Annotated in this window: 19 protein-coding genes and 1 tRNA gene; 3 read left to right on the forward strand and 17 right to left on the reverse strand. The window is 47.4% G+C overall.

Annotated features, from left to right (window positions below):
- Nucleotides 1–22 precede the first annotated feature (22 nt).
- Nucleotides 23–1,324 (forward strand): Gfo/Idh/MocA family protein, encoded by a 1,302-nt coding sequence (locus M2444_RS08615; RefSeq protein WP_280786732.1) that lies wholly within the window; start codon nt 23–25, stop codon nt 1,322–1,324.
- A 213-nt stretch (nt 1,325–1,537) separates the two neighbouring features.
- On the opposite strand, the gene M2444_RS08620 is transcribed toward M2444_RS08615, so the two are convergent.
- The 15 genes from M2444_RS08620 to M2444_RS08690 form a co-directional block, all read right to left on the reverse strand.
- Nucleotides 1,538–2,551, reverse strand: coding sequence for a LacI family DNA-binding transcriptional regulator (locus M2444_RS08620; protein WP_280786817.1), 1,014 nt, complete (start codon nt 2,549–2,551; stop codon nt 1,538–1,540).
- A gap of 196 nt (nt 2,552–2,747) precedes the next feature.
- Nucleotides 2,748–4,340: a sensor domain-containing diguanylate cyclase gene (locus tag M2444_RS08625; protein ID WP_280786733.1), complete on the reverse strand. Its 1,593-nt coding sequence runs from the start codon at nt 4,338–4,340 to the stop codon at nt 2,748–2,750.
- A gap of 296 nt (nt 4,341–4,636) precedes the next feature.
- Complete coding sequence (locus M2444_RS08630) at nt 4,637–5,161, reverse strand: hypothetical protein (RefSeq protein WP_280786734.1); 525 nt, start codon at nt 5,159–5,161, stop codon at nt 4,637–4,639.
- Nucleotides 5,162–5,292: 131 nt separating this feature from the next.
- Nucleotides 5,293–6,564 carry an extracellular solute-binding protein gene (locus tag M2444_RS08635; protein ID WP_280786735.1) on the reverse strand — a complete coding sequence of 424 codons (1,272 nt, stop codon included), beginning with the start codon at nt 6,562–6,564 and terminating at the stop codon, nt 5,293–5,295.
- Nucleotides 6,565–6,636: 72 nt separating this feature from the next.
- Nucleotides 6,637–8,238: a response regulator gene (locus M2444_RS08640; RefSeq protein WP_280786736.1), complete on the reverse strand. Its 1,602-nt coding sequence runs from the start codon at nt 8,236–8,238 to the stop codon at nt 6,637–6,639.
- Between the two features lies 1 nt (nt 8,239).
- Nucleotides 8,240–10,039: a sensor histidine kinase gene (locus M2444_RS08645; protein WP_280786737.1), complete on the reverse strand. Its 1,800-nt coding sequence runs from the start codon at nt 10,037–10,039 to the stop codon at nt 8,240–8,242.
- Between the two features lie 116 nt (nt 10,040–10,155).
- The gene (locus M2444_RS08650; RefSeq protein ID WP_094877402.1) at nt 10,156–10,968 is read right to left on the reverse strand and encodes a carbohydrate ABC transporter permease; all 813 of its coding nucleotides are present in this window, start codon (nt 10,966–10,968) and stop codon (nt 10,156–10,158) included.
- A 13-nt stretch (nt 10,969–10,981) separates the two neighbouring features.
- Nucleotides 10,982–11,905, reverse strand: coding sequence for a carbohydrate ABC transporter permease (locus M2444_RS08655; RefSeq protein WP_280786738.1), 924 nt, complete (start codon nt 11,903–11,905; stop codon nt 10,982–10,984).
- A gap of 91 nt (nt 11,906–11,996) precedes the next feature.
- Nucleotides 11,997–13,310 (reverse strand): ABC transporter substrate-binding protein, encoded by a 1,314-nt coding sequence (locus M2444_RS08660; protein WP_280786739.1) that lies wholly within the window; start codon nt 13,308–13,310, stop codon nt 11,997–11,999.
- 264 nt (nt 13,311–13,574) lie between these two features.
- Complete coding sequence (locus tag M2444_RS08665; protein WP_280786740.1) at nt 13,575–14,885, reverse strand: 3-keto-alpha-glucoside-1,2-lyase-like domain-containing protein; 1,311 nt, start codon at nt 14,883–14,885, stop codon at nt 13,575–13,577.
- Nucleotides 14,886–15,356: 471 nt separating this feature from the next.
- Nucleotides 15,357–17,126, reverse strand: coding sequence for a glycoside hydrolase family 2 protein (locus M2444_RS08670; RefSeq protein WP_280786741.1), 1,770 nt, complete (start codon nt 17,124–17,126; stop codon nt 15,357–15,359).
- Nucleotides 17,127–17,298: 172 nt separating this feature from the next.
- Nucleotides 17,299–18,243 carry an ArsR/SmtB family transcription factor gene (locus M2444_RS08675; RefSeq protein ID WP_306440475.1) on the reverse strand — a complete coding sequence of 315 codons (945 nt, stop codon included), beginning with the start codon at nt 18,241–18,243 and terminating at the stop codon, nt 17,299–17,301.
- Nucleotides 18,244–18,989: 746 nt separating this feature from the next.
- A tRNA-Leu gene (locus tag M2444_RS08680) sits at nt 18,990–19,075 on the reverse strand.
- 159 nt (nt 19,076–19,234) lie between these two features.
- Nucleotides 19,235–19,705, reverse strand: coding sequence for a hypothetical protein (locus M2444_RS08685; protein ID WP_094869517.1), 471 nt, complete (start codon nt 19,703–19,705; stop codon nt 19,235–19,237).
- A 76-nt stretch (nt 19,706–19,781) separates the two neighbouring features.
- Complete coding sequence (locus M2444_RS08690) at nt 19,782–20,591, reverse strand: M15 family metallopeptidase (protein WP_481857483.1); 810 nt, start codon at nt 20,589–20,591, stop codon at nt 19,782–19,784.
- A 65-nt stretch (nt 20,592–20,656) separates the two neighbouring features.
- Here M2444_RS08690 and M2444_RS08695 point away from each other — a divergent pair, with 65 nt between their 5' ends.
- Nucleotides 20,657–20,821, forward strand: coding sequence for a hypothetical protein (locus M2444_RS08695; protein ID WP_179085776.1), 165 nt, complete (start codon nt 20,657–20,659; stop codon nt 20,819–20,821).
- On the opposite strand, the gene M2444_RS08700 is transcribed toward M2444_RS08695, so the two are convergent.
- The gene (locus M2444_RS08700) at nt 20,818–21,153 is read right to left on the reverse strand and encodes a YolD-like family protein (protein ID WP_094869518.1); all 336 of its coding nucleotides are present in this window, start codon (nt 21,151–21,153) and stop codon (nt 20,818–20,820) included. The two genes, M2444_RS08695 and M2444_RS08700, sit on opposite strands and share 4 nt — an antisense overlap.
- A 382-nt stretch (nt 21,154–21,535) precedes the next feature.
- Nucleotides 21,536–22,096 carry a hypothetical protein gene (locus M2444_RS08705; protein ID WP_280786742.1) on the reverse strand — a complete coding sequence of 187 codons (561 nt, stop codon included), beginning with the start codon at nt 22,094–22,096 and terminating at the stop codon, nt 21,536–21,538.
- Between the two features lie 118 nt (nt 22,097–22,214).
- Between M2444_RS08705 and M2444_RS08710 the strand changes: the two genes are divergently transcribed.
- The gene (locus tag M2444_RS08710) at nt 22,215–22,703 is read left to right on the forward strand and encodes a PH domain-containing protein (RefSeq protein ID WP_094869520.1); all 489 of its coding nucleotides are present in this window, start codon (nt 22,215–22,217) and stop codon (nt 22,701–22,703) included.
- The last annotated feature ends 2 nt before the right edge of the window (nt 22,704–22,705 follow it).

Genomic DNA, 22,705 nt, shown 5'->3' on the forward strand with positions numbered 1-22,705 from the left:
CTTACATTCAGGAGATAATTCTATGAAAAAAATCAAATTAGCTGTAATAGGGGCAGGAGCAAGAGGTTTTTTATCCTACATGCCTTATGTCCAGAGGTTTCCCCACGAGGCGGAGGTAGTCGCAGTTGCCGAACCAAACGACGAGAGAAGAACGCGATTTGCGGAAGCATTCAACCTAACCCCGGAGCAAATTTATTCAACATGGGAAGATCTATTGAACGGGCCTAAGCTTTGTGATGCGCTCCTTATCTGCACACAGGATCAGAATCATTACCTGCCCACAGTTGCCGCTCTCAGGAAGGGATATCATGTTCTTCTGGAAAAACCTATGTCCAACAACCCGATTGAGTGCATTGAAATGGAGAGGATCGCACGTGAAGAAAGGCGGTTGCTTTCAATCTGTCATGTCTCGAGGTATATCCCTTTTTGGAAAAAGATAAAGCAACTCATTCATGAAGGTTTCATCGGAAACCTAATGTCCATTCAACATAACGAAAACGTGGGGTACCTCCATTACGCCCATAGCTTTGTAAGAGGCAATTGGAGGAATGATGTACTCTCGAGTCCAATGATATTGGCCAAGTCTTGTCACGACATGGATCTAATCCGTTGGATTGCCGATGCAGATTGCAAGAGGGTTAGTTCCTTTGGCTCTTTAGGCCACTTTCGTGTCGAAAATGCGCCTGCTGGATCAACCAACCGATGTACGGATGGGTGCGAGGTGGAATCCACTTGTCCTTATTCAGCATTACGCTTTTATATGAAAGACCCTACATTAAATCACTTTGCAGCACTCATAACAGATCCGCCTACCGAAACGAATAGAATGAACGCGATATTGAATGGTCCCTATGGAAAATGTGTCTATCGGACGGATAATAATGTAGTGGATCATCAAACGGTAAATATGGAATTCGAGAATGGAGTTACCGTGATTTTCAGCATGTGCGGGTTTACGCGCGATATAAATCGCACCATTCAAATCATGGGGACCAAAGGGGAAATTCGCGGTGATTTACTAAGCGGCTGTATCGATCTATTCGAATTTTCATCAGGGACACAGTCTATCATTCATACCCCAACCAGTGACGGTGGTCATCAAGGAGGCGACGATGGGATCATGCAACAATTCCTGTCCGACCTCCGAAATGAAAGATATATGAATACCTTGACTTCTGCGGAAGCCTCTCTGGAAAGTCATCTCATGGCCTTCGCCGCTGAGGAATCGAGACGAAGGGAGGGCGCCGTTATAGACATGAAGCTCTTCCGCCAATCTCTTACAACAACCTCTCCAAATGGCACACAACATGTTCAAACATCCTAGTAAGTAATATTATGAAGACCGGCTCGCAGAACTGCAGGCCGGTCTTCTTTCACGTCCCCAACTTTATTCCCCTCCGTTCGGATAAAAATTTAAGGCAAATTTTTGCGCAACAACTTCGCAACTTTCGTGTGCTCTAGACACGCCAAATAACCGTCCTCAAATTGTAGTCATTTGAAGAACGGCTAGTTCAGATCGAGCGTAGAGTGCCTGCCTCTACCCCTTATTTGCCACTTTTGCGCATGATTCCCGCTCAATTAGTTCTGTCTTCAGGCTGATTTGGACTTCCGCTATATTCTTGTTCATAATCAGCTCGGTCAGCACTTTTACAATGATAGAGCTAATATCATATCTAAACCGTCGGACAGTAGTTAATGGCGGAACCATAAACTCCGATAGCTTTAAATCATCAAAACCAACTAACGAGACATCCTTTGGAATACGGATGTTCATCTCAGCCAATCCTTTCATCGCACCAAAAGCAATGATGTCGTTAAACGTAAATATTGCGGTTATGGACGGATCCTCACTCATCAATTGCTTCACCGCCTCATATCCATGTGCAGGATCAAATGCACCCATTAGGACATTAGTGTCGGACCATGGCATTTTAAAATCGCGAAATGCATCTTTGCATCCGTCCAGCCGGTTTAAATTCACCAGATGTTGCTTAGGCCCGGCAATGATTCCAATTTTCTGATGCCCCAATTCATGCAGATATCGAATCACATTATAAGCGCCTTTACGGTTATCATAGTCAATATAGTTATGACCGATCTTATAGGTTCTTCCATTCGTAAGCAAATACGGAATGCCGAGTTTCTCAAACTCTTCAAACACCTTGTCATTAACAAATGGATCAAAAATGATGGCTGCATCCACTTTTTCCTCACTTAACAACTTATACGCTGGCGAGGACTGCAAGTCCGTATTATGCTTCACAATATGAATCTGATGACCATAATCCTCAAATTCTTCCTTTAAATGATTTAAGTCGGCAGAGGTAGACGGATCATTGTCGAAGAAGTCATTATTCCCTGGAACGATGACGACTATATTATAAGATATGTTTGCCAGTTTGGAGGGAGCGACACCTGGTTTTAGGTGTTCATTAACAATTTCCAGTACTTTCCTGCGTGTCTCTTCGCTGAAATTCCCCTGATTGTTCATGATCCTGGACACCGTGCTAATTGACACGTTTGCCTTTTTCGCAATTTCTTTTAGTTTAATTTGCTCTCCCTCCTATCTTCAGGAAATTTTTTGCGCATTAAAGAAATTATAGCTTTTATTATTGTATCTCGTCAATTTCTCCTCAATCTATACTTGAGAGTAATATTTTTTTACAGGATTTCAACTTCTACATGCTCCATATAAAACAAAAAAACTTGATTTCTCAAGGTTTTCACTGTGATGCCAAGTAATTATTTCAAACATCAGCGACCATCGTCTGGTTTCTTCCCCTGCTCTTTGCCAGGTATAACGCCTGATCGGCCTTCTCCAGCAGCCCCTCTCGCTCCAATGCATGAAAAGGATAATGGGCGATTCCCTGGGAGATCGTAACCTGTGTCGGGATTGGACCCCCGCTTTGTTCCAGTGCCCGCCGGACTCTTTCAGCTACGTTGAAAGCTTCCTCAGGTCTAGTGTGGGCCAGTAAGATGACGAACTCTTCGCCGCCGTAGCGGTAGCAAACATCGTCTGGGCGAAACGAGGCAACGATAACTTTGGCTACATGTTTCAGCACTTCGTCGCCAATGAGATGGCCGTAGGTATCGTTCACCAGTTTAAATTTGTCTACATCCAGCACAATGAGCGAAAACGGTTGACCTGCGGCAATCCACTGGTTCATCGTATACTCTAACGATCTACGGTTCAATAAACCGGTCAGAGCATCGGTCACTGCTTCTTGGGTCAGTTGATCCGTCTGCTTCTGAATATCCGTCACGGCAAGCAACACAGCCTTGGTCAGCAGATCTGCCTCTCGGCTCCATTGCGGCTTTGCTTCTGGTAATACAATTTTTTCCTTGCCCATCCTGCTAACCAGGTTTGCCAGGTAGACAAAAGGCCGGGCCAACTTGCGCGCTACGAGAATGACGCCCATCAGGAGTATAATGAAGGGAAATAACGAATACCCGAGAATTGTCCGAAGGTGGCCCATCAGTTGATGATGGATGACACTAATCGGCGAAACGACTACAATCCCCCATCCTTTGGCCGGAACACTGGAGTATCCGGCAAGCATTTCAATGCTGCGGGTGTTGCGCGCTTGCTGTTCTCCGCTTTCCCCTTTCATAAGTTTCTGCACAACCTTATTACTGCTGACATCCTTCCCAATAAGCTGTTTATCCGGGTGGTACAACAGATGCCCGCTTGCATCCACAATATAATAATAAGAACCAGAATCGTCCACGTTGTTGTCGCCAAAAATCATAGACAAAATATTGTTCTCCTGCAAATAAAATGTGCCGCTCAAAATACCGCGATATGTACCCTTGTTGCTGAAAATCGGCTGACTCATAAAAACGATTAGTCTCTTGGTGGTTTGGGTCATATAGGGGGAGGATATGTAAGGTTTTTTGAACGCCAGAGCTTCCAAACCGACTTTAGAAGTAATATGGTCGCCTGTTGTCCCCAAACTAGTCGGTACTACGTTGCGGACCAGCCCGTCGGCATCGACCACGGCGATAGAATTGAAGTAATTGCTACTATTGCGCATCAGTTCCAAATTATCATCTACTTGCTTCGGCGTTGAGCCACCGTCTTCGGAAAGTGTGGCAACGCTGTATTCCAAACTGCTGCGCATGGACTGAAATAAGGAATCCATTGTCTTGGTCATTCGGTCAGCATTGTAGTAATTCAAATGGAGCGTAGTCTCCATCAATGATTGTTTCTTGGACTCGTAAGAACCGATCAGAAGAATGCTTGAGGTTAGTAGAACCACCAGCGTAACCAAGCCCGTAAGCAGCGATGTGAGACTGAGCTTTTTACTTTGACGCGGCTCGGCTCTTCTCAGTGTAAGCAAACTATAACCCTCCTTGAATCTTGAAAACTAGCTCAATCAATAATACAACAAATTAAGATGTTATTCGACAATGATCTCCAATCTCTCACACCACTGTACGTCCCATTCGATATACGATGATTCATGAAATATTACATGTTAAAAAACTCTTCTCCAGAACTTGAGAATTGACAAGCACTGAAAAAGAGTATTTTCATAGGTGATTATTGAAGATCTTAAAAAGTTTGGCTCAATATAAATATGAGTAAATTCACTTCGAGAAATAGTTTTTTCCATATTGGAATCCTTCATTACGCTTAATGTAAAAGAGACTTTAAGTTGTGCAATAATTCATCAGGTAGTGGCTCTTTCATTAGTTTGTTAAGTATTTCATTCCTTGCTCCGTTGTTCTTCAAAAATGAGAATAGCAGGTTTGCCTTATCCGTACGATTCATTAGAGCATAGGCAACAAACCATACTTCAGGAGCAGACACTTGAACACTATTCCAACTCAAAGTCGGAACTGTTGGCATTTTACAAAGCCCTTTAGTAGAATGAATCGAGAAGTTTCCTAATATTTCAACCGGAGGGTTTCTTTTGTGAATTAATAGTTTATACTCACTTCCGAAAGGATAATCCCCACTCTTTAGTTCCTCAACTTTGAAGTTTCGTAGAGCATCTATGACAGTTTCTTTAGGTGCGTCAGTCATAATATCCCAGTCATGAACGGAATTGATTAGACCCAAACTTAGTAATAAACCACTCCCACCCAAGGAATAGTTAATGCCGAATTGCTCTAATTTTTCTGTTACGATAACCAAATTGTTAATATCTGAATTCATTATTCGAGAACCTTCCTTTAGTTATTTTTTCATTTAATTCAATATACCATATACTGAAAAAACAGATAAAAGAATGGAAACCTAAAGATACTGAATCGAGACTAAGAAGGCACGGAGCCATTCACCAACTATTAATTCGCCAAAATTTGATTCAGACTCTTCTCCAGCACTTTCAGTCCTGCTTCCGGCTCGATCCGGTTCCGGACAATATTCTGAAGCTCCTCAGACATTGCCGTGAACAGCGTCGCGTATTTATCGGTTTTGGGGGCAAACTTCACCTGATCCCTAGATTGAATAAACCGATCCCGATAAGGCAGCTCCCGGTAAGCCCGGCTCTCTGCGATATCAAGATTCGCCGGAACATGACCTGCTTCCCCCCAGATTTTACCGCCAACCTCCGAGAAGTACTTCACGAAGTCCATGGCGCCTTCCTGCTCTTCTTCGCTGACGTAAGCCGGAATAACCAGTGTATGTGAGCTTCCCCAGTGGGCTGAGCTGCCGAAGATCGGCGGGATAGGTATAATTCCTATGTCAAGCGCATTATTGCTCAGATGATGCCCGGCTTCCCATACCCCGCCAAACCACAAACCAGCCTGGCCGTTATAAAAGGAATCCCATGGCGTATTGTCATTCAGATCGCTTAATCCCTCTTCGAACAGCTGTTGGTAGAAGGTCAGGACTCGCACCGACTTCTCATTATAAATCACCGCTTGTTTCATGTCGGGACTGAACAGCTCCCCGCCTGACTCATAATACAGATCCAGGAAAGATTCCTGAAAATAAGGGGTATTGACCGCCATAGGCTGTACTCCCGGAACCCGCGCAGCAATCTGCCGCAGCAAGCGGATGAACCCTTCGGGGGTGTTCATTTCGAGCTTCGGCGTTCCTTCGGGAGTTAGCAATCCGGCCTTGGCCAGTATATCCTTGTTGTAATAGAGCATATGAAAATGGGTATCCAGCGGTACCGCATAATATTGTCCGCCGTAACTGACGCTCTGAAGGTTCTGTTCACCGATTTTATTGAATTGGAACCTGCCCTGTTCCGCCAGAGCATTCAGTGGTACGATTTGCTTGGCTTTAATAAACGGCGACAACCGGTCCGCATGGACTACGGCTACATCCGGCCCTTTGCCGAAGGACAGAGCAGTGCTGAGCCTGGCATAATATTCGTTAGATTCCAGTCTGAGCTGCTTCACAAATACTTCTTCCTGGGAAGAATTATAATCCTTGATGATTTTCTCTACGAATTCACCTTCTCCGCCTCCAAAAGGATTCCAGAAGGACACTTCAACAGGTACCGGACTTTCCCGCAGGCTTTGATTCCCGGGAGAGAGATCCGCACAGCCCGGCAGCAGGATCAGACACAGTAGCAGAACCGGTACCATCCGACCCATATTTTTCATCTCACTCACCCCCTTTAGTTTAAATCCAATTCGGCTAATATACGTAAGCGTTTACAGAAGCTTCCACGAAGTTCATTTGCTGATCTTCCGAACCAGCCCACGATATTCCGACGGGGACACGCCAGTGATTTTTTTGAACACTTTGGAGAAATATTTTGGGTCCTGAATCCCGACTAAGGTTCCAACATCCCCTGCCTTCAGTTCTCCAGTAAGCAAGTTCTTGGCTTTCTCAATCCGAATCCGGGTCAGGTACTCCAGAAAGCTCTCCCCTACCTCCTTCCTGAACAGATTGGCGAAATAGTTCTTGCTCAGATGTACAAGCCGGCTGATCGACTGCAGCGTGATTTCCTGATAGTAATACTGCTGGATATACTGGGTTGCCTTAATAATGCTGTTCCGGTCGCTATGATACATATCTTTCATATGCTGTACCAGCGCTTCGAACGCCTGCACGAACCATAACCGGCTCTGTTCAAGCGTTTCCAGCATCGCCAGCTCGTCAAAATACTGCTTCTTGAGCTCCAGAACCTGCTCAGCATCCCTGGATACATCGGGCCATAGGGTCGTTAATATCATCAGCAACTCAAGTGAAATAATCTGCACAAGATCTGCATCCCTGCGCACGGCAAGCTGTCCGAACAGCTGCTCCAGATATTCCGTCAGCTCTCTGGACTGGAAAGCGTACACCATGGATTGAATCTGGTGGCTGCTGATCTGGAGCGCATGAGGCGGCGCCACCTGCGCCAGCAGCTCATCGCTCCCGTGAATCAGGACACGCCCGTTTCCCATAAACAGCTTTTGCTTGGCTGCATCCACGGCCTGAGCATAGGCAATCTTCACCTCTGTCCACTGCCTGGTTACGCCACTAATACCTATAGTCGCCGTCCAGCCGCATCGTCTGGATAAGCATTGAATAAGCTCTTCACTGCGGCTGCGCAAGAGGTCTATCCGATCAGCAACTGCAGGCTTTGCCGTGAGGTCTGTGGTAACTATAATATTGAGTTCACCCTGCCTGTCAGGGAAAATTTCGTAGCCGAGGGTATTTTCATTCCAAATCTGCTCCAGCATACTGCGGACCACGGTCTGTCCTTGCCCATACCTTGGCTCAACGCCGCTGCTCAGGCTGATATGTAGCAAATACAGCGGCCGTGAATCAGCGAGTCCCGCCTGCGTGAGTTTATGTCTGTCTATCTGACCCTGAACCGGCCCCCGATCAATCAGATCCATCAGGAAACTTTCCTTATGTACCGGCTCCGGGTGAACACCCTGAGAATGGACTGCCGTGTTCTTCTGCACTGCCTCCAGACTTTCCTTCAGCTTAAGCAATACTAGCTCAAAGTCACGGGGCATCATATCCGATTTAATCATATATTCGGATACACTGTGTTTAATTGCTTCCTTCGCATACTGGAAATCTTCGAGGTTGCTGAGGATGATGATCTTAATATCCGCTGAGAGCCTCCGCACCTCAGCTATCAGCTCAATGCCGTCCATCACCGGCATTTTAATATCGGTAATCAGGATATCAGGCAGTCCGGTTGCCATCAACGCCAGCGCTTCCCGGCCATTCGACGCTTCACCGGTGACCTCCATCCCAATGGTCTCCCAATTAATCATCGACCGGATACCATATCTCACGATAAATTCATCTTCTACGATAATGACCCGGTGCATCTCAGCGATTCCCCCTTATGTCGTTTGTCATCAAAGGCAGCTTGATCCGTATTGACGTTCCTGTGCCGGGCTCACTGTGGATCTCGATACCGTACATTTTTCCGCAAATGAGCTTAATTCGTTCATCCACATTCGCCAATCCTATGCCTCCCGATTTATCCTCATCCGGCGCTTGCTCGGTCAGCAGACTCCGGGCAAATGCGGGGTCCATCCCCTTACCGTTATCTGCCACCTCGAACCATACAAGGTTTCCCGGCGCTTTGCGGCAGGATATGCGGATGCTGCCGCCGGACCCCATATCCCCAAAAGCATGGATAATCGCGTTCTCGACAATCGGCTGCAAGATCAGCTTGGGCGTCCGCAGGTGGCGGACTTCATCGTCCATTTCAACGAATGTCTCAATATTGAAATTGAAGCGGAATCTCTGAATGCCCAGATAACACTGCACATGCTCAATTTCCTCTTCCAGCGTAACGGTTTCTTCACCCTTGCCCAGACTGATCCGCAGCAGCCGTGACAATAAGCTGACCATCTCTGCCGCGTTGTTGGCTTTCTGAATCAGGGCCGTCCATTTAATAATATCCAGCGTGTTGTAGAGAAAATGCGGGTTAATCTGCGCCTGCAGTGCCTTGAGCTCGGCCATCCGTTTCTGGTCCTGCTCTAGATATACCGCTTTCAATAGTTCATCTATCCGCGCAACCATATAGTTGAAATTATCACCAAGGATATCGAATTCGTCATGCCGGCTTTTGGCTTTGTAGCGGACGCTGAGTTCGCCGGACATCACCTGCCGCATCAAACGGATCATCTTCAGAATCGGATTGGTGATGGAATTCGCCAGCACAAGCGCGGCAATAACCGAGAAAAATATACAAAGCAGCCCGACGAAGATAAAGATCTGCAGCAGACGGTTCGAATCCTGGTACAGCGCAGCCTTAGAAATGACATTCACAACCACCCAATCATTGGTGTGAAGCTTCTTGGCATTCACGATCAGGCTGTCGCCGTTGTAAGTGAGCGGGAATCTCGTTTCCTCCGGTCCAGAATGAATGAGCCTCTCGTAACCCGCCTGACCCAGCACCTCAGTCACACTTTTGCCGATCAGCCGGCTGTCCGGATACGAGACCAGCATACCGCGCCCGTCCATTACAAAGCTTTGCAGATCCCGGTTGTTGCTCACCGCCTTCGAGATCAGCTCCTTTATGACATCTTCACGAATATCCAGGACAGCAACAATTCCCAGTGGGCTGTCATCGGATATTTTATACAATTGCTTGGCTACCGAGAAGACGTGTGTACTCTGGGAATTCAAACTGTCCACATAGGTCCCGTAACGGGTCGGATACCAGCGGAAATTACTGCCGCCCTCAAGGGTCTGCAGGAACGGCTCCACCTCGGCAGGGATTCGCTTGTTCCAGCGGTAGATTCCCTTGATATAATGTTTCCCGGATACAAAAGAAATGGACTGCACATCCTGATTAATCGCTACAATCGTGGACAGCTTTGTCGTCAGCGACAGACTATCCACATCATAGCTGGCCGCGTCTGTCCGATCAAGAGTCCGCAGCATACCCACAATCTCGTTGTTGTTCAGCACCTGCATCATCATGTCCTTGTAGACACCCAGCCGCGTATCCAGATTGTCGGCGGTTTGATACAGCAGATGCTCGGAATACTCCGTTACTTTGTGATTAATCGTTGATTTGGAGATCGAAAATGAAATAATCCCCATGACCACCAGCGGTGTCAAGGAGAAGAGAACGAGAAGCAGCATCCACTTATAGCGCATGCTGCTCTTCATTATTTTGATCCAGGATATCAAGCGGAAGCGCAAGGGCCTGGCAGTACTCTCTGGAGATTTAAGCATGCCCTATATCCTTTCTCGTTGTAGAGTCTTGAGACTGGAAATCTTAAAGATTAACCCTTGACGCCGGACATCGCCACGCCCTGGACAATATGCCGCTGCAGCAGAATAAAGACAATGATTGTCGGAACCGCCGCGATTGTACTTGCCGTCATAATCAGATTGAGCGACATGTTATTATTCGACAAAAAGGTGGGCAGCCCTGCCGAAAGAATCATATTTTCCTCAGAAGTAATGGCCAGATAAGGCCACAGGAAATTATTCCAGGAGAGGATAAAGAAGAAGATTCCCACAGAAACCATGGCTGAGCGTGTAAGCGGCAGACAGATGCTCCACCATAACCGGAAGCTGCGGCTACCGTCGATTTGCGCGGCTTCAATGTAATCCTTGGGTACCCCGTCCATGAATTGCTTCAGCAGCAGAATGCCGATAGGGTTGGTCAGTCCAGGCAGGACAATCGCCCAGATGTTATCAATCAGCTGCAGATGCAGCGCAGTTTCATAAAGCGGAATGAGTATTGCTTCCGTCGGAATCAGCAGACCTGAAACGATCAGCACATAGAATATTCCCCGTGTCCGGAATGGCAGCTTGGAGAACGAGAATGCAGCCAGCGAGCTAAGCAGAAGGGAGATTACGGTCGTGAGGACACCAATGACCAGACTGTTCCATGTCCAGTGCAGAATTTGCGAGTCCCGGATGACTTTGACATAGTTATCGGTATTCAGATCTGACCATTTCACCCAATCAGCCAGCGTATATACGTTCACACCATCAGGCTTCAGGGAGGTGAGGAACATCCAGATTAGCGGGAAAATAAACAGCAGCGCAAGCAGAACAGCAGCGATATTTAAAGCGAGCTTTTTCATGAATATCTCCCTCCTATCCGTCTTTCCGGTCTGTGATTTTAAATTGAACCACGGCGATCAACAGCATGATGAAGCAGAAGATCATCGACTGCGCTGCGGCCAGGCCGAACATGTCTTTCTTGAACCCTGTAACGTAAATATACCGGATCATGGTATTGGTGGAATCTCCCGGCCCGCCGCCGGTCATAATTTGCACCTGTCCGAACAGCTTAAGGCAGTTGATAATCTGATAAAAGATCTGGATCTTCATTACGCTCGACAGCCCCGGCAGTGTAATGCTCCAGAATCGCTGCCAGGCATTGGCGCCGTCAATCTTCGCCGCTTCGTAATGATCGGTGGGGATTTCCTGCAGTCCGGCAAGGAACAGCACCATCACAAATCCCACGCTCCACCAGTCTGTCGCAATCGTAATCGCCCACCACACAAATCTGTGATCGGTGAGCCAGTTGATATCTGCATGGATGCCCAGTACATCCAGAGCTGCGTTCACTGGACCGTTCTTCGCGTCGAACAGTTTCAGCCAGATGAAGCTGACCACGGAGACCGACAGGACATACGGCAGGAAGAACACGGAGCGGATCAGGGTCCGCAGCCAAATTCTCTGATTGATAATCAGTGCCAGTATGAGTCCCAGTACGAGTACGGTAGGTGCGCATAGCAATACAAAGTAGAAAGAGTTCCACAAATACGAATAGAAATCCGAATTGCCCAGAATTTTCTTATAGTTAGCCAAACCGGCGTACTTCTGCATCCCTTGAATGCCCCAAACATGCAGGCTCATCCAGGCTCCGCGGATTACCGGCCACAGATAGAACACCGCAAATGGTACCAGGAACGGAATCAGGTACAAAATGGCTTTCAGTTCCTTCAGTAGGTGTATAGGCTCTGCCCTGCGAAGAGGCGCAGCAGCCCTATTCTCTCTTAAAGTCCGCTCCATCGGTCATACTCTCCTTCAATCAAAATGGCGCTTATGCCTGGAGGCAGCCCCCGCCTTACGGGCAGGGACCTCCCCTTTCCGGCAGAATGAGTTAGTTCTCCAGCACTTCGTTAATCTGTTTCTCCAGTTTTGCCAACCCGTCTTCGGGAGTCTCGCTGCCGAAAATAATGTTCTGCAGTTCTTCGGAAATAGTAGTAATGATTGTTGTGTATTTATCTGTCGGCGGAGCAAATTTCACGGTCTTCTGCGCTTCGATGAATTCACTGCGGTAAGGCAGGCTCTTATAAGCATCGCCGGTGGTTACTTTACTATTCGCAGGCACATGTCCTGCCTGTCCCCAGATCTCTCCACCAACTTCAGAGAAATACTTCATGAACTTGGCTGCGGCCTCCTGCTTCTCAGCAGTTACATAAGACGGGATTACAAGCGTATGGGAGCTGGCCCAATGCGTCTGGCTGCCGAAGATCGGAGGAAGCGGCATAGCGCCGATATGCAGTGACTCATCTCCTAGTAACAGTCCCGCTTCCCATACCCCTCCGAACCAGAAGGCAGCTTTGCCGTTATGGAAGGTATCCCAAGGCGTTTTATCATTAAGATCGGAGTATTTGTTGTTATAGATGTCCAGGTAGAATTTGAGGACATCCAGTGCCTGCGGATTGTTGATGCTTGCTTTGGTCATATCCGAATTTAGGATATCACCGCCGGCTTCATAGTACATATTCAGGAACGGCTCTTGAAAATAAGGAGTGTTAATCGCCATCGCCTGAACATCCGGCACTTTGGCCTGAATATCCGCCAGCGTCTGCTCGAAGCCCGCCGGTGTCATTTCGCCCAGCTTAGGGGTGCCGTCTTCGTTCAGCAGATCGGCCTTCTGCAGAATATCCTTGTTGTAGTAGAACATATGGAAGTGAGTATCCAGCGGGACAGCGTAAGGTTTACCATCGTAGGTCACACTCTTAATATTGGATTCAGAGATCTCCTTCAGGTCAAAGCCGACCTTGGAAGCCAGCTCATCTACAGACACAATCTGCTGTGCTTTCACGAACGGGGAGATCCGATCCACGTGGGCAATGGCAACATCAGGACCTTTGGAGGAAGACAGTGCCGTACTTAGCTTCGCATAATACTCGTTGGATTCCAGACGGAGCTGCTTGACCGTTACTTCCTGCTGGGAGTCATTGAAGCCCTTGATGATCTGGTCTACGAAATCCCCTTCCCCTCCGCCGAACATGTTCCAGAAAGATATCTCTACCGGACTGCCGCCTGCATTCTCTGTTTTTGCCGGTTCATTTACCGCCTTGGCCTGCTCACCGTTCTCTTTGTTTCCGGATGAGCATCCCGGCAGGATCAGGGCCAGCATCAGCCCGGCCGACAGCAAACTTGTGAACTTCTTATTCATCCTCATTTGAACAACCCTCTCGTCAAAAAAGTTTGTATGCGAGAGCCCCTCTGCGTTTATGTAAGGGCTTTCTTGACTCTTACTCTACAGGGAATACCGCGTGTGTTGAACCGACAAACCGCCGCTCATTGGTGAACAAACGAAAGATATTAATAACGAGGGGAACCCCAGAAGGTAGACGATCGTATGGCAGGTGGAGAATCGTACGGTGTAGAGATAGACTTGCGTTATCAAAAAAAAGAAGCCCTTAAGGGCTCCAAAATTTTCAGATTAGTTCACTGTAATATTGTCGAAGCTGACGCTGTTGTTAAAGCCGCCCCGCACCCCGATGGTACCAGAGGTATATACTGCATCGTTCATGTTGATCTTAGGCGTGGTCATATCTCCGACGTATAACTTAATGTTCCCGCTGTTCACAACCACCTTCATATGATGCCAGGTGTTTACTGCAATAGGTGTTGCTACCGTCTGCAGCGGTGTCCAGCCGTTGTTGAAGCGTCCCAGCCAGACCTGGCCTGCGGAATCAATACCTGCGGCGTAGCCTTTCTGCAAATCAGCTCCAGTGCCCGGATTGGTCAGATTGAAGATCAGACTGCCCTGGCCCGCATTATTCAGCCTGATGTCGCCCTCCAACGTGTAGTTCATTTTGGAAGGGTATGGGGTAAGGACCGATTTATCCGCATTGACCGAGCTCAGGTTGTAGGTTCCGCCGCTCACAGCCCACGTTCCCCCATAACGAACCCATCCGCTGTCATTCGCAGCAAAATCATTGCTGTACGCACCGCTGAGTGTACCGAAACGGACCTGGACATTATGCCCGCCGACACTCCGCTCCACAGAATCAACCATCGCAATTTCATTTGCACCCGTCTGGTACATTGCAGTCCACCACGAATTCCCGAATGCCGGTACATCGTTATCCACCCATGTATTGCCGTAATCGTTGCTTAAAGACAGCACATTGGAGTTGGAGCTGAGCAGCAGACGGCCATCGGTTAAGGAGAGGAGATAAGGCCCGCCCTGCTGATTGGTCGATACCTGGGTGCCGATGCCGCTGGACCAGGTCTTGCCGTCCGTACTTTTCTTAGTGAAAATTTTGCAGTTCTGCGTTCCGCAGACTTCAAAAGCGACAATATACTGTCCGTTTGTCATCTTGCTCCAAACCGGCATACCTGGACGCGCTCCGGCGTTAGATGGGTCCCAGGCTACATAAATCTCATTCCCCCAGCTGGCTCCGCCATTGGTGGAAATTTTCTCGGAGAGGATCTGGCTGTAGGAAGGATTCTCAGTTACATGCTTCTCACTCGCATACATGACAGCTACCGAGCCGTCATTTAGTAGCTGCATATGCGGCTCATATACACCCTTATCCGGGTTTCCAAGAGAACCTGCGGTGCCGTTATTCTCGTCGATTGTACTCAAGAAGCTCCAATTCGCGCCTCCATTCACACTCTTATACACTCTGAGCTTATACGATTCCTGCCAGCGGACAGAACGCATCGCCAGCAGAAGGTCGCCATTTGCCAACTGTACAAACTGCCCGTTGTCCAGGTCACGCCCGTCCTCCCATAGAGTGGACATCAGCGACCAGGTGCGGCAGTTGTCTGTACTACGGAAGACCTGTAGCCGGGTGCCGCCCCAGGAGACTTTGGTGTAGCCGTTGTTGTCGTAAATGGCGGCCACCGCCAGCCAATCCCCGTTCGCCAGCTTAATCATCCGAGCATATTCAGCCCCGAAGGTTCCGGGTCTGAGCCCGCGGGCATCGGTGCCCGCATCCGTGAAGGTGTTAATATCGGTAATCGTGGATGATGTGCCCCACACTACCGGGCCATTCGCTGCAAAAGCCGGGATGGCTGTAAGGACCAGAAGCAGACACAGGGAAGCAGACAGCGAGGTGAATAATTTTTTCAACAAATAAGCCCCTCCTCTTGATCTTCAATTATGAAACCTATTGAATACACCCACATGTAAGTGCTTTCAAACAAGATTCTAATCTGCTTCACCTTGTCATTGAACCGATAATTGACCGTTTTTTAGGCAACAAAGTTATGATTATTCTGCTGCTGACAAATTGATCTTCCGGATCACTTCCAGAGGAATTTTCGGCGTCCGGTCCGCTGTTAGCAATCCGTTCACTTCCTGCTGGACATCCGTAATCTGCGTGTAGCAGTATCCGCAAATATAAGGCGTGTCCTTGATTGCCTGCGTAATCTTGCTGAACCGCCCGATGAACGCCTCCTCATTACTTACCTGCTCTCCGTAGCCCCAGCCTTCGTCGGAATTAAAAGCAATACCCCCGAATTCACTGACCATCACCGGCTGGCTGCGGTATTCATAGCCTTTTGCCATCACATATTTCCAGTTGTTGAAAGATAATCCGCCGCCTAGTACGCTGCCGGAGTCAGCATAACGCTCTAGCAAGGCATCTCCGCTCTGCTCATAATCATGCAGGGTGATGATGTCACTGATTGTATGCTCCCAGCCGTCATTCACAATGACCGGACGATTAGGATCAATAGCTTTGGTCAGATGATAAATGGCTTCCGTAAATTTCTGCTGCTGCTTATTCGTGTAGACTTGCGGAATACCCCAGGATTCGTTAAAAGGCACCCAGGTGATAATTGAAGGATGGTTATACTGCTGGCGCACAATCTCTGTCCATTCATTCGTAAAGCTCTCCACTGCCTCATCATTGAACTCGAAAGTCGCCGCCATCTCCGACCAAACCAACAGGCCTTTCACATCACACCAGTAGAGGAACCGGGCATCCTCGATCTTCATATGCTTACGCACGCCGTTATAACCCATAGCCAGAATTGCGTCGATATCGGCAATCAGCGCCTCTTCTGACGGCGGGGTCAAGTGGCTTTCCGGCCAATAGCCCTGATCCAGAATCAGCCGCTGATACATAGGCGTATTGTTAAGCAGCACCTTGCCTTGTTCGATGGAAATTTTGCGGAGGCCGAAGTAGGAATATACCCGGTCAATGACCAGATCATCTTTATATAAAATAAACTCCACTTCGTACAGCGCCGGCGCCGCAGGTGACCATGACTGCAGCTTCCACGGACCATTCGCTTCATGGGTCAGCTCCACATCCAGCTGCAGCCAGGCCCGGTCTACATGCAGCGAGACCTGCTTAAATGTCTTCTGCTGCGTGCTGATCCGGGTCTCCAGGCGGAGATTATCCTCCGCTGCCTGTGTCTGATATTCAAAACGTACTGAGCGGTTATCAAGATCCGGCGTGATTTTGACAGCCTTGAGATAGGAGGGCGATACATACTCTACCCACGCACTTTGCCAGATTCCCGTTGTCTGCACATAGAAGCACTCGAAGTTCTCATCCACCCAGCGCTGCTTGCCCCGCGGCTGTGTACAGCTCTGGCTGTCTTCCGCTTTGACTATCAGCCGGTTGCACACTCCTGCACCAGTGTTCACATAATCGGTAATATCCAGCGAAAAGGCCGCATAACCGCCTTGATGCCCACCGGCGAAGCAGCCATTAACCCATACCTTAGCGGTATAATCGACTGCCTGGAAATTGAGTATCACTCGCTTACCGTTCAAATCAGCAGGAAGCTTCAGTTCCCGCTCATACCATACATAAGGATGGAAGGCGGTCTCGCCGATTCCGCTGGCCTGCGTCTCATAAGTGAAAGGAACCTGTATCTTCAAATCCCCGTGCAGATGCTCATTCCATTTGTCCCGCTCGCCAATGTTGTCATCATCAAACCGGAAATCCCATTCCCCGTTAAGGCTCTGCCAGTCGTTACGGACGAACTGCGGCCGCGGATAATCCTTGATATAGTGCTGGGTTGCCATTAAACTGCACACGCTCCTTATGAACAATATTTTTGTTTTATTACAATAATTATGTATTAATTATTGCAGAATCTTCTGAAATGTCAATCGTAGTACAAAAAAAGAACCTTTGCCTAAGGCATCAGGTTCTTCACATGTTCATCACTTTGCTGTCAGCATCAGTTACTCCTGATTACTGTACGGTATAAAAAATCTTCATCACCAGATCCTGTTCATAATCGCCGAACTTTTTGCCGAACAGATTCATTCCGCCCTTGAATACCGCATTCTCCTTCACACCCACCCGCAGATCCACATGGTTCTGCTTAGTAAGCCTCAGTTGGCTTAGATTGACGGTTGATATCTCTTGGTGGTCAATGGTGCTGCGGGTGTTGTCTACACTCCAGGTCTTGAGCGAGCCGAATTGCGTTCCCGTATCGAGCCACCAGGAAGGATTCAGCTTCCCGCGTCTGCCGCCGAAATCACCGGGCGACGTCCAGGTACCAACCTCCACATTATTGATCCACAGCGTAATATCCGAAGGCCAGTCATTCTCATAATTCGGCGCCTCGGAACAGATTTCCATCGAGAACTGAATCAGGCGGATGGCAGCCCCTTGCGGAATTTCCAGCGGATAGCGGTACTCGAGATAGCCCTTGCGCAGCCAGAGTAGCTGGGCATGAACCTTGTCAGGATGGAAAAAGCCCGCCGGCGAGTCCTCCACAATAATCGGCCCTGTCTCACTAACCATGCCGCAGGTTGGCGCTGCTTCACAAGCTGTGAAGTTACCGATCGGCATCTCAATTTCGTAGCAATAATCGCCTTGATCCGCCTGCGCACGACGTTCCGGTACATTTATGACGATCTTGATATCATCATAGATGCGGCTACAGACCTTCATGGCTCCGCGCGAAGCAGGCAGCAGCTCGGTCTCAATCAGCTTGGCTTGTTCCAGCACCTTCACATTCGAAGCGGCGGTGGATACCGGTATCTCCAGCGCTTCAGCCAGCTCCACTACATTCATTCTTCGGATGTTCAACAACTCCAGCATTCTCAATCTAAGCTCCGTAGACAGCGCATGTGTCACTTTCACCAGATCATCAAGATGTTCCATGGATAATTCCAGAATATCGATCACTCCGCTTTGCTATCTATTTGAACTATAAGATTGAACTTTTGAACTCTTATTTCCCCTTTTTGGCAATGATGTAACTGCGATGGAACGGGAAGAAAGCAAATTCACTATTTCGATTTAAATTCCTGCACAAAATACAACATTCCCCTCATTAAATCGGCTTTAATCAGAAAATATCTGGTTTGAGCAGTGTAATCATAACACAGCGGTCACAATAACTATCACCTGCAGCAGCGTACCGCCTAATAATAAACGCCGGCCGAGCCATTGCTTTTCCCTTACCGATTCGACAAACACTGGCGTATTTCCTTTCGCTGCAGGGCAGGTTCGTAACTTGACGATTGTTATAGGTACATGGCTTAATGCCTTCTTGTCCAAGATATTCAAACAGATTGTTTTTTAGATGTTCTACAGTCTCGAATGAGTTGCTGTACCTCTTGAAGAAAAGCCGCACATGTTATTCGTAATCCTTGTTTGTTCGCTGGCTTCCTGTTCTTTCTTCCAGAACAAAAATGCGACAACGCTTCTGTCTATACCACTGCTTTGTTGTTCTTAATTTGTTTAATTCTAACCATAATAAAAACCCCCTTCTAGAACTTGTTATTATACAAGCACTGAAAAGGAGTATTATGACCTTGAGTCCTGTATACTCGAATGTTATTTCCAGACACACAGAACCCTAGCTTATTATAGAAGCTTTCCTTTAAGAAAAACAAAAAAACCTTGATTTCTCAAGGTTTTCACTGTGATGCCGAGGACGGGGGTCGAACCCGTACGGTACTCACGTACCGCAGGATTTTAAGTCCTGTGCGTCTGCCTGTTCCGCCACCCCGGCATATTATGTGTTGTTGCTCCATACGTTGTTTATGTATTAAGCGACAAGAAATATAATATCACGAATTTCGATAACGTGCAATACTTTTTCGAAAAAATATTTATGCCATAAAAATAACCCGTTCCAGCATATGCCGACACGGGTTATTAAGCATGTCGTTTATCTGCGTTCGTCACTTCTGCTTCTCATTCCGACAAGACCCAAGAGTCCAAACAATCCGAGCCAGCCCCAGTTAGATCCTCTGCTGGTAGTTCCAGTATTCGTAGTTGTGCTGGTTGCCCGATATTTACCGTCTGTTGTAGTGTTGGATAGTGGAGTTACCGTATTTCTGTTGTAGTTATCCCGGGTGTAGTTGTCATTGTAGTTAGTGGTGTTAGGTCTATAATTTTCCCCTGTGCGAATCTTATCTCTCATAATGCTCTCATGCTGATTCATCGTTCCCGTAGTACCGTTCATTAGATTGCCTTCCGTATTCATCATCCGAGTGTTATTCATGGTACCATCCATGCCCGTATTCGCGTTCGGGATACCGCCTAATGCGGCTGACCCGATTGGATTAGCGTAACTAGCTCCCATTATACTCAATGACAGTACAGTGCAGCATGCAAGGCTTGTTATTAGCTTATTCACAACGTTATGCCTCCCTTTATGGTTAGTTATCATTGATAACTTCCCCTTGGGTGGCACTGTCTATACATGATTAGCTTTACTCTTTTACTACGTTCACTGTCTTACTCGATGCGTCATACGTAACCTTTGCTCCAAGCGCCTCAGCTAGAGCACGTACGGGTACATACGTTATGCCGGTATCAAGAACACCATCCGTAAGTTTAGCACCGTTTAAGGTTATTGTTACTTTAACGTCTTTGTTCACCTGCTCATCCTCCCCAGTAATCCTTTTTAAAGCTTCATTGACCTGATCCGTCGTAGGACGTTTACCTGCCCGAAGTTGAGTCGTGGTTAAGCCGAAGGCCATTTGCAGATGTGAATAATCTTTAAAAGACGTCCAGTCTCCTCCCCACTCAAGCCCTAGCTGTTTTCCCACCTGTACAACCTCTTGCCAGTCCGCAATTTTATCTTTATCACCATCACGATTCATATCCCAGGAAAGACTTTTTCCATCCGGCAGCAAAAGCGCAAAGTCAAACGCAAGGCCATAATTATGATAGCTGGTTCCACCCTTGGCGTTGGTAACTATAGGTCCAGGCTTACTTCTCCCCTGCGCATACAAGGCATTTTGTTCAGCAATCGACCGTAACCCCTGAGTAATAACGATGGGCACTCCTCTGGCATAGCTTTGCTGAATCAAAGCCTTCGCCCCTGCTGCCAAAACAGGATGAAGCCCAACAAGCCTCGCCGCCGATTTGTCCCTCACTTGATCTAAAGTCAGCATAGAATCACCCCTTGGTATAATCAATGATCCCGCTCCCCCATTCGCTTGTACTAATACCCCTGCTTGCATCAGCAAAAAAGACCCCGGTATCCCCGAGATCTCCCCTGAAAAGCACCTATTCATAGCTTCTCCACCTTGGATCAATTCCACAAAAAAGGGCAAAATATTAGCGAAAGGTGGGAACACATATGGACATTCATAGCGATAGCTATAAAGTTGCTGCCCTGAGCGAGCAGGAAGAAGCACTCGAAATTATTCGAAATGCCGAAGCTTCCATTGCACATCTGACCGGCAACCCAACAGTGACCCTAATTGCTTATGAAAAAAGTGAAGTCAGCGGTTCTCAGCATTAGACGATGTAAACCTCCACGAGGTCATCTACATTGATCCACTTCCATTCCTCCGCCCACTGCAGCTTAAACTCACGCGAGTGGGTGTGAATGGAAGTCACAAAACCACTTATTGTCTTATTCTCAAAAGGATCAAACAGCACAGCAGTGACGCGCACATGACTCCGTAACGATAAGGCCAGTGTACATTCGATCTCCTCCAGCTTCTGCTCATCAAGAATAGGCTTGATGCGGCGCAGCGTCTCCCGTTCATCCCTAATAATTCTTACCTTGTGCTCCGGCAGCATCATGCGACTGCTTTCCCAGAGTCCGTTTTTCTCCAGCTTTTTGCCCATGGTATCCCCTCCCTAATTTCTATACTTATTCCGCTATGCACGAACGTATGTTTGTATTATATCCACACCCTCGCTGAATAATCAACAATCAGGAAAAAGATACCTCTTTTAAATCCTCCTCTTCATCTAAAAGTTGTATAATACTGTATATCTAATTGAGAGTGGCTTTCCACTTGAAAAAAAAACAATGCCCTGCTCATCCTAATTCCTGTATTATTCCTGTGTCTATACCCCCTCGTATATCGAAGCAGTACCCTCTCAGACCTCACAAAAGGAATCGTAGCTGGTTTATTTATAGGATTATCAGTGTTACCTCTACTCAAGCTCAACATCGCATCAAAAAGACGCTGACAGTTGAACTGTTCAGCGTCTAACTTCCGATCTATTCTTGAACTTTCTCTGATTCAGCGGTGGATTGACCATCAGCATCGATGAGTCCTGTTGCTTCTCTTGCTTCATTAAGCTTGGAAATGCCGTATAGCATCGCGACGTCAGCGTTCTGATTCAATTCCTCGAACTTCTCAGCAGTGACCTCTGCGGAATCAGCACCTTGAGAGGCCTGTTCTTTTAGAGAATAAGCACTTTGAAAAGCAATCTTAGACTCATCAAGCAGCTTACGAATGTCTTCGGGCAAGCTAGAGGAAATTTTCACTTTTTCAGCCTGATTGGATAGGTCTGTTGCGGTCTTCTGGAATTCGTTAATCTTCTTCTCCAGCTGCCTGTCCGAAAGGTCTCCTGCTGAATAAGCAGCAATAGCTTCGTTGAACTCCGCTAAAGATGATTTTCCTAATTCATCAAGTTTAGACATATCATTGTAGAAGTTTTGCACGGTTTCCTGCACTTCTTCTTCCGAGGCAGGTGCCGATGAAGTTGAATTATTATTGCTGCAGGCGCTAAGGATGACAGTCAGCATTAGCGTTCCTATTAGTAACACTTTTTTCATTATTTATCCCTCCACTTAACAGAATAATGTCGGTTTGTGTAAAGCGCAAATGAAATTTATGTAAAACGACTATTATGTTATAATTATTTTAATTGTAATCAGGGAAGGAGAGGTATTTATGCCTTATTGCACAACCTGCGGATCAGAATATAAGCAGGGCGCTAAATTTTGTGGAGAATGCGGAACTAGCATGGACGGCACCGCTCCAGTGACCGCCCGCCGTCCATCAGCAAATCCAAATGCTACTCAAGAAGTCGTTCTCTGGAAAGGCAAACCAGCCAGTATCTCTGATCGCCTCAAAGGAATCGTACGCCTAAACACGACTACGTACACCATTACAAGCCAGCGCATTATGGTTAAGACCGGACTTATCGGTAAAAATGTCGAAGAGATCGAATTACTGCGTGTACGCGATTTATCCGTAGCACAATCTATCATGGACCGGATGCTCGGCATCGGTACATTAACTGTATTTTCAGATGATGCCTCAGCGCCTCAGCTTCTTTTCCGAAAAATTCATGATGCTCAAACCGTCAAAGATGTTCTGCGCAAAGCTGTTCGTGACGAGAAGATCGCCAACAACATTAGCTACCGTGAACAAATCTGAGA

Source organism: Paenibacillus sp. PastF-3, assembly GCF_029893135.1.
GTDB classification, from domain to species: Bacteria; Bacillota; Bacilli; order Paenibacillales; family Paenibacillaceae; genus Paenibacillus_AQ; species Paenibacillus_AQ nitricinens.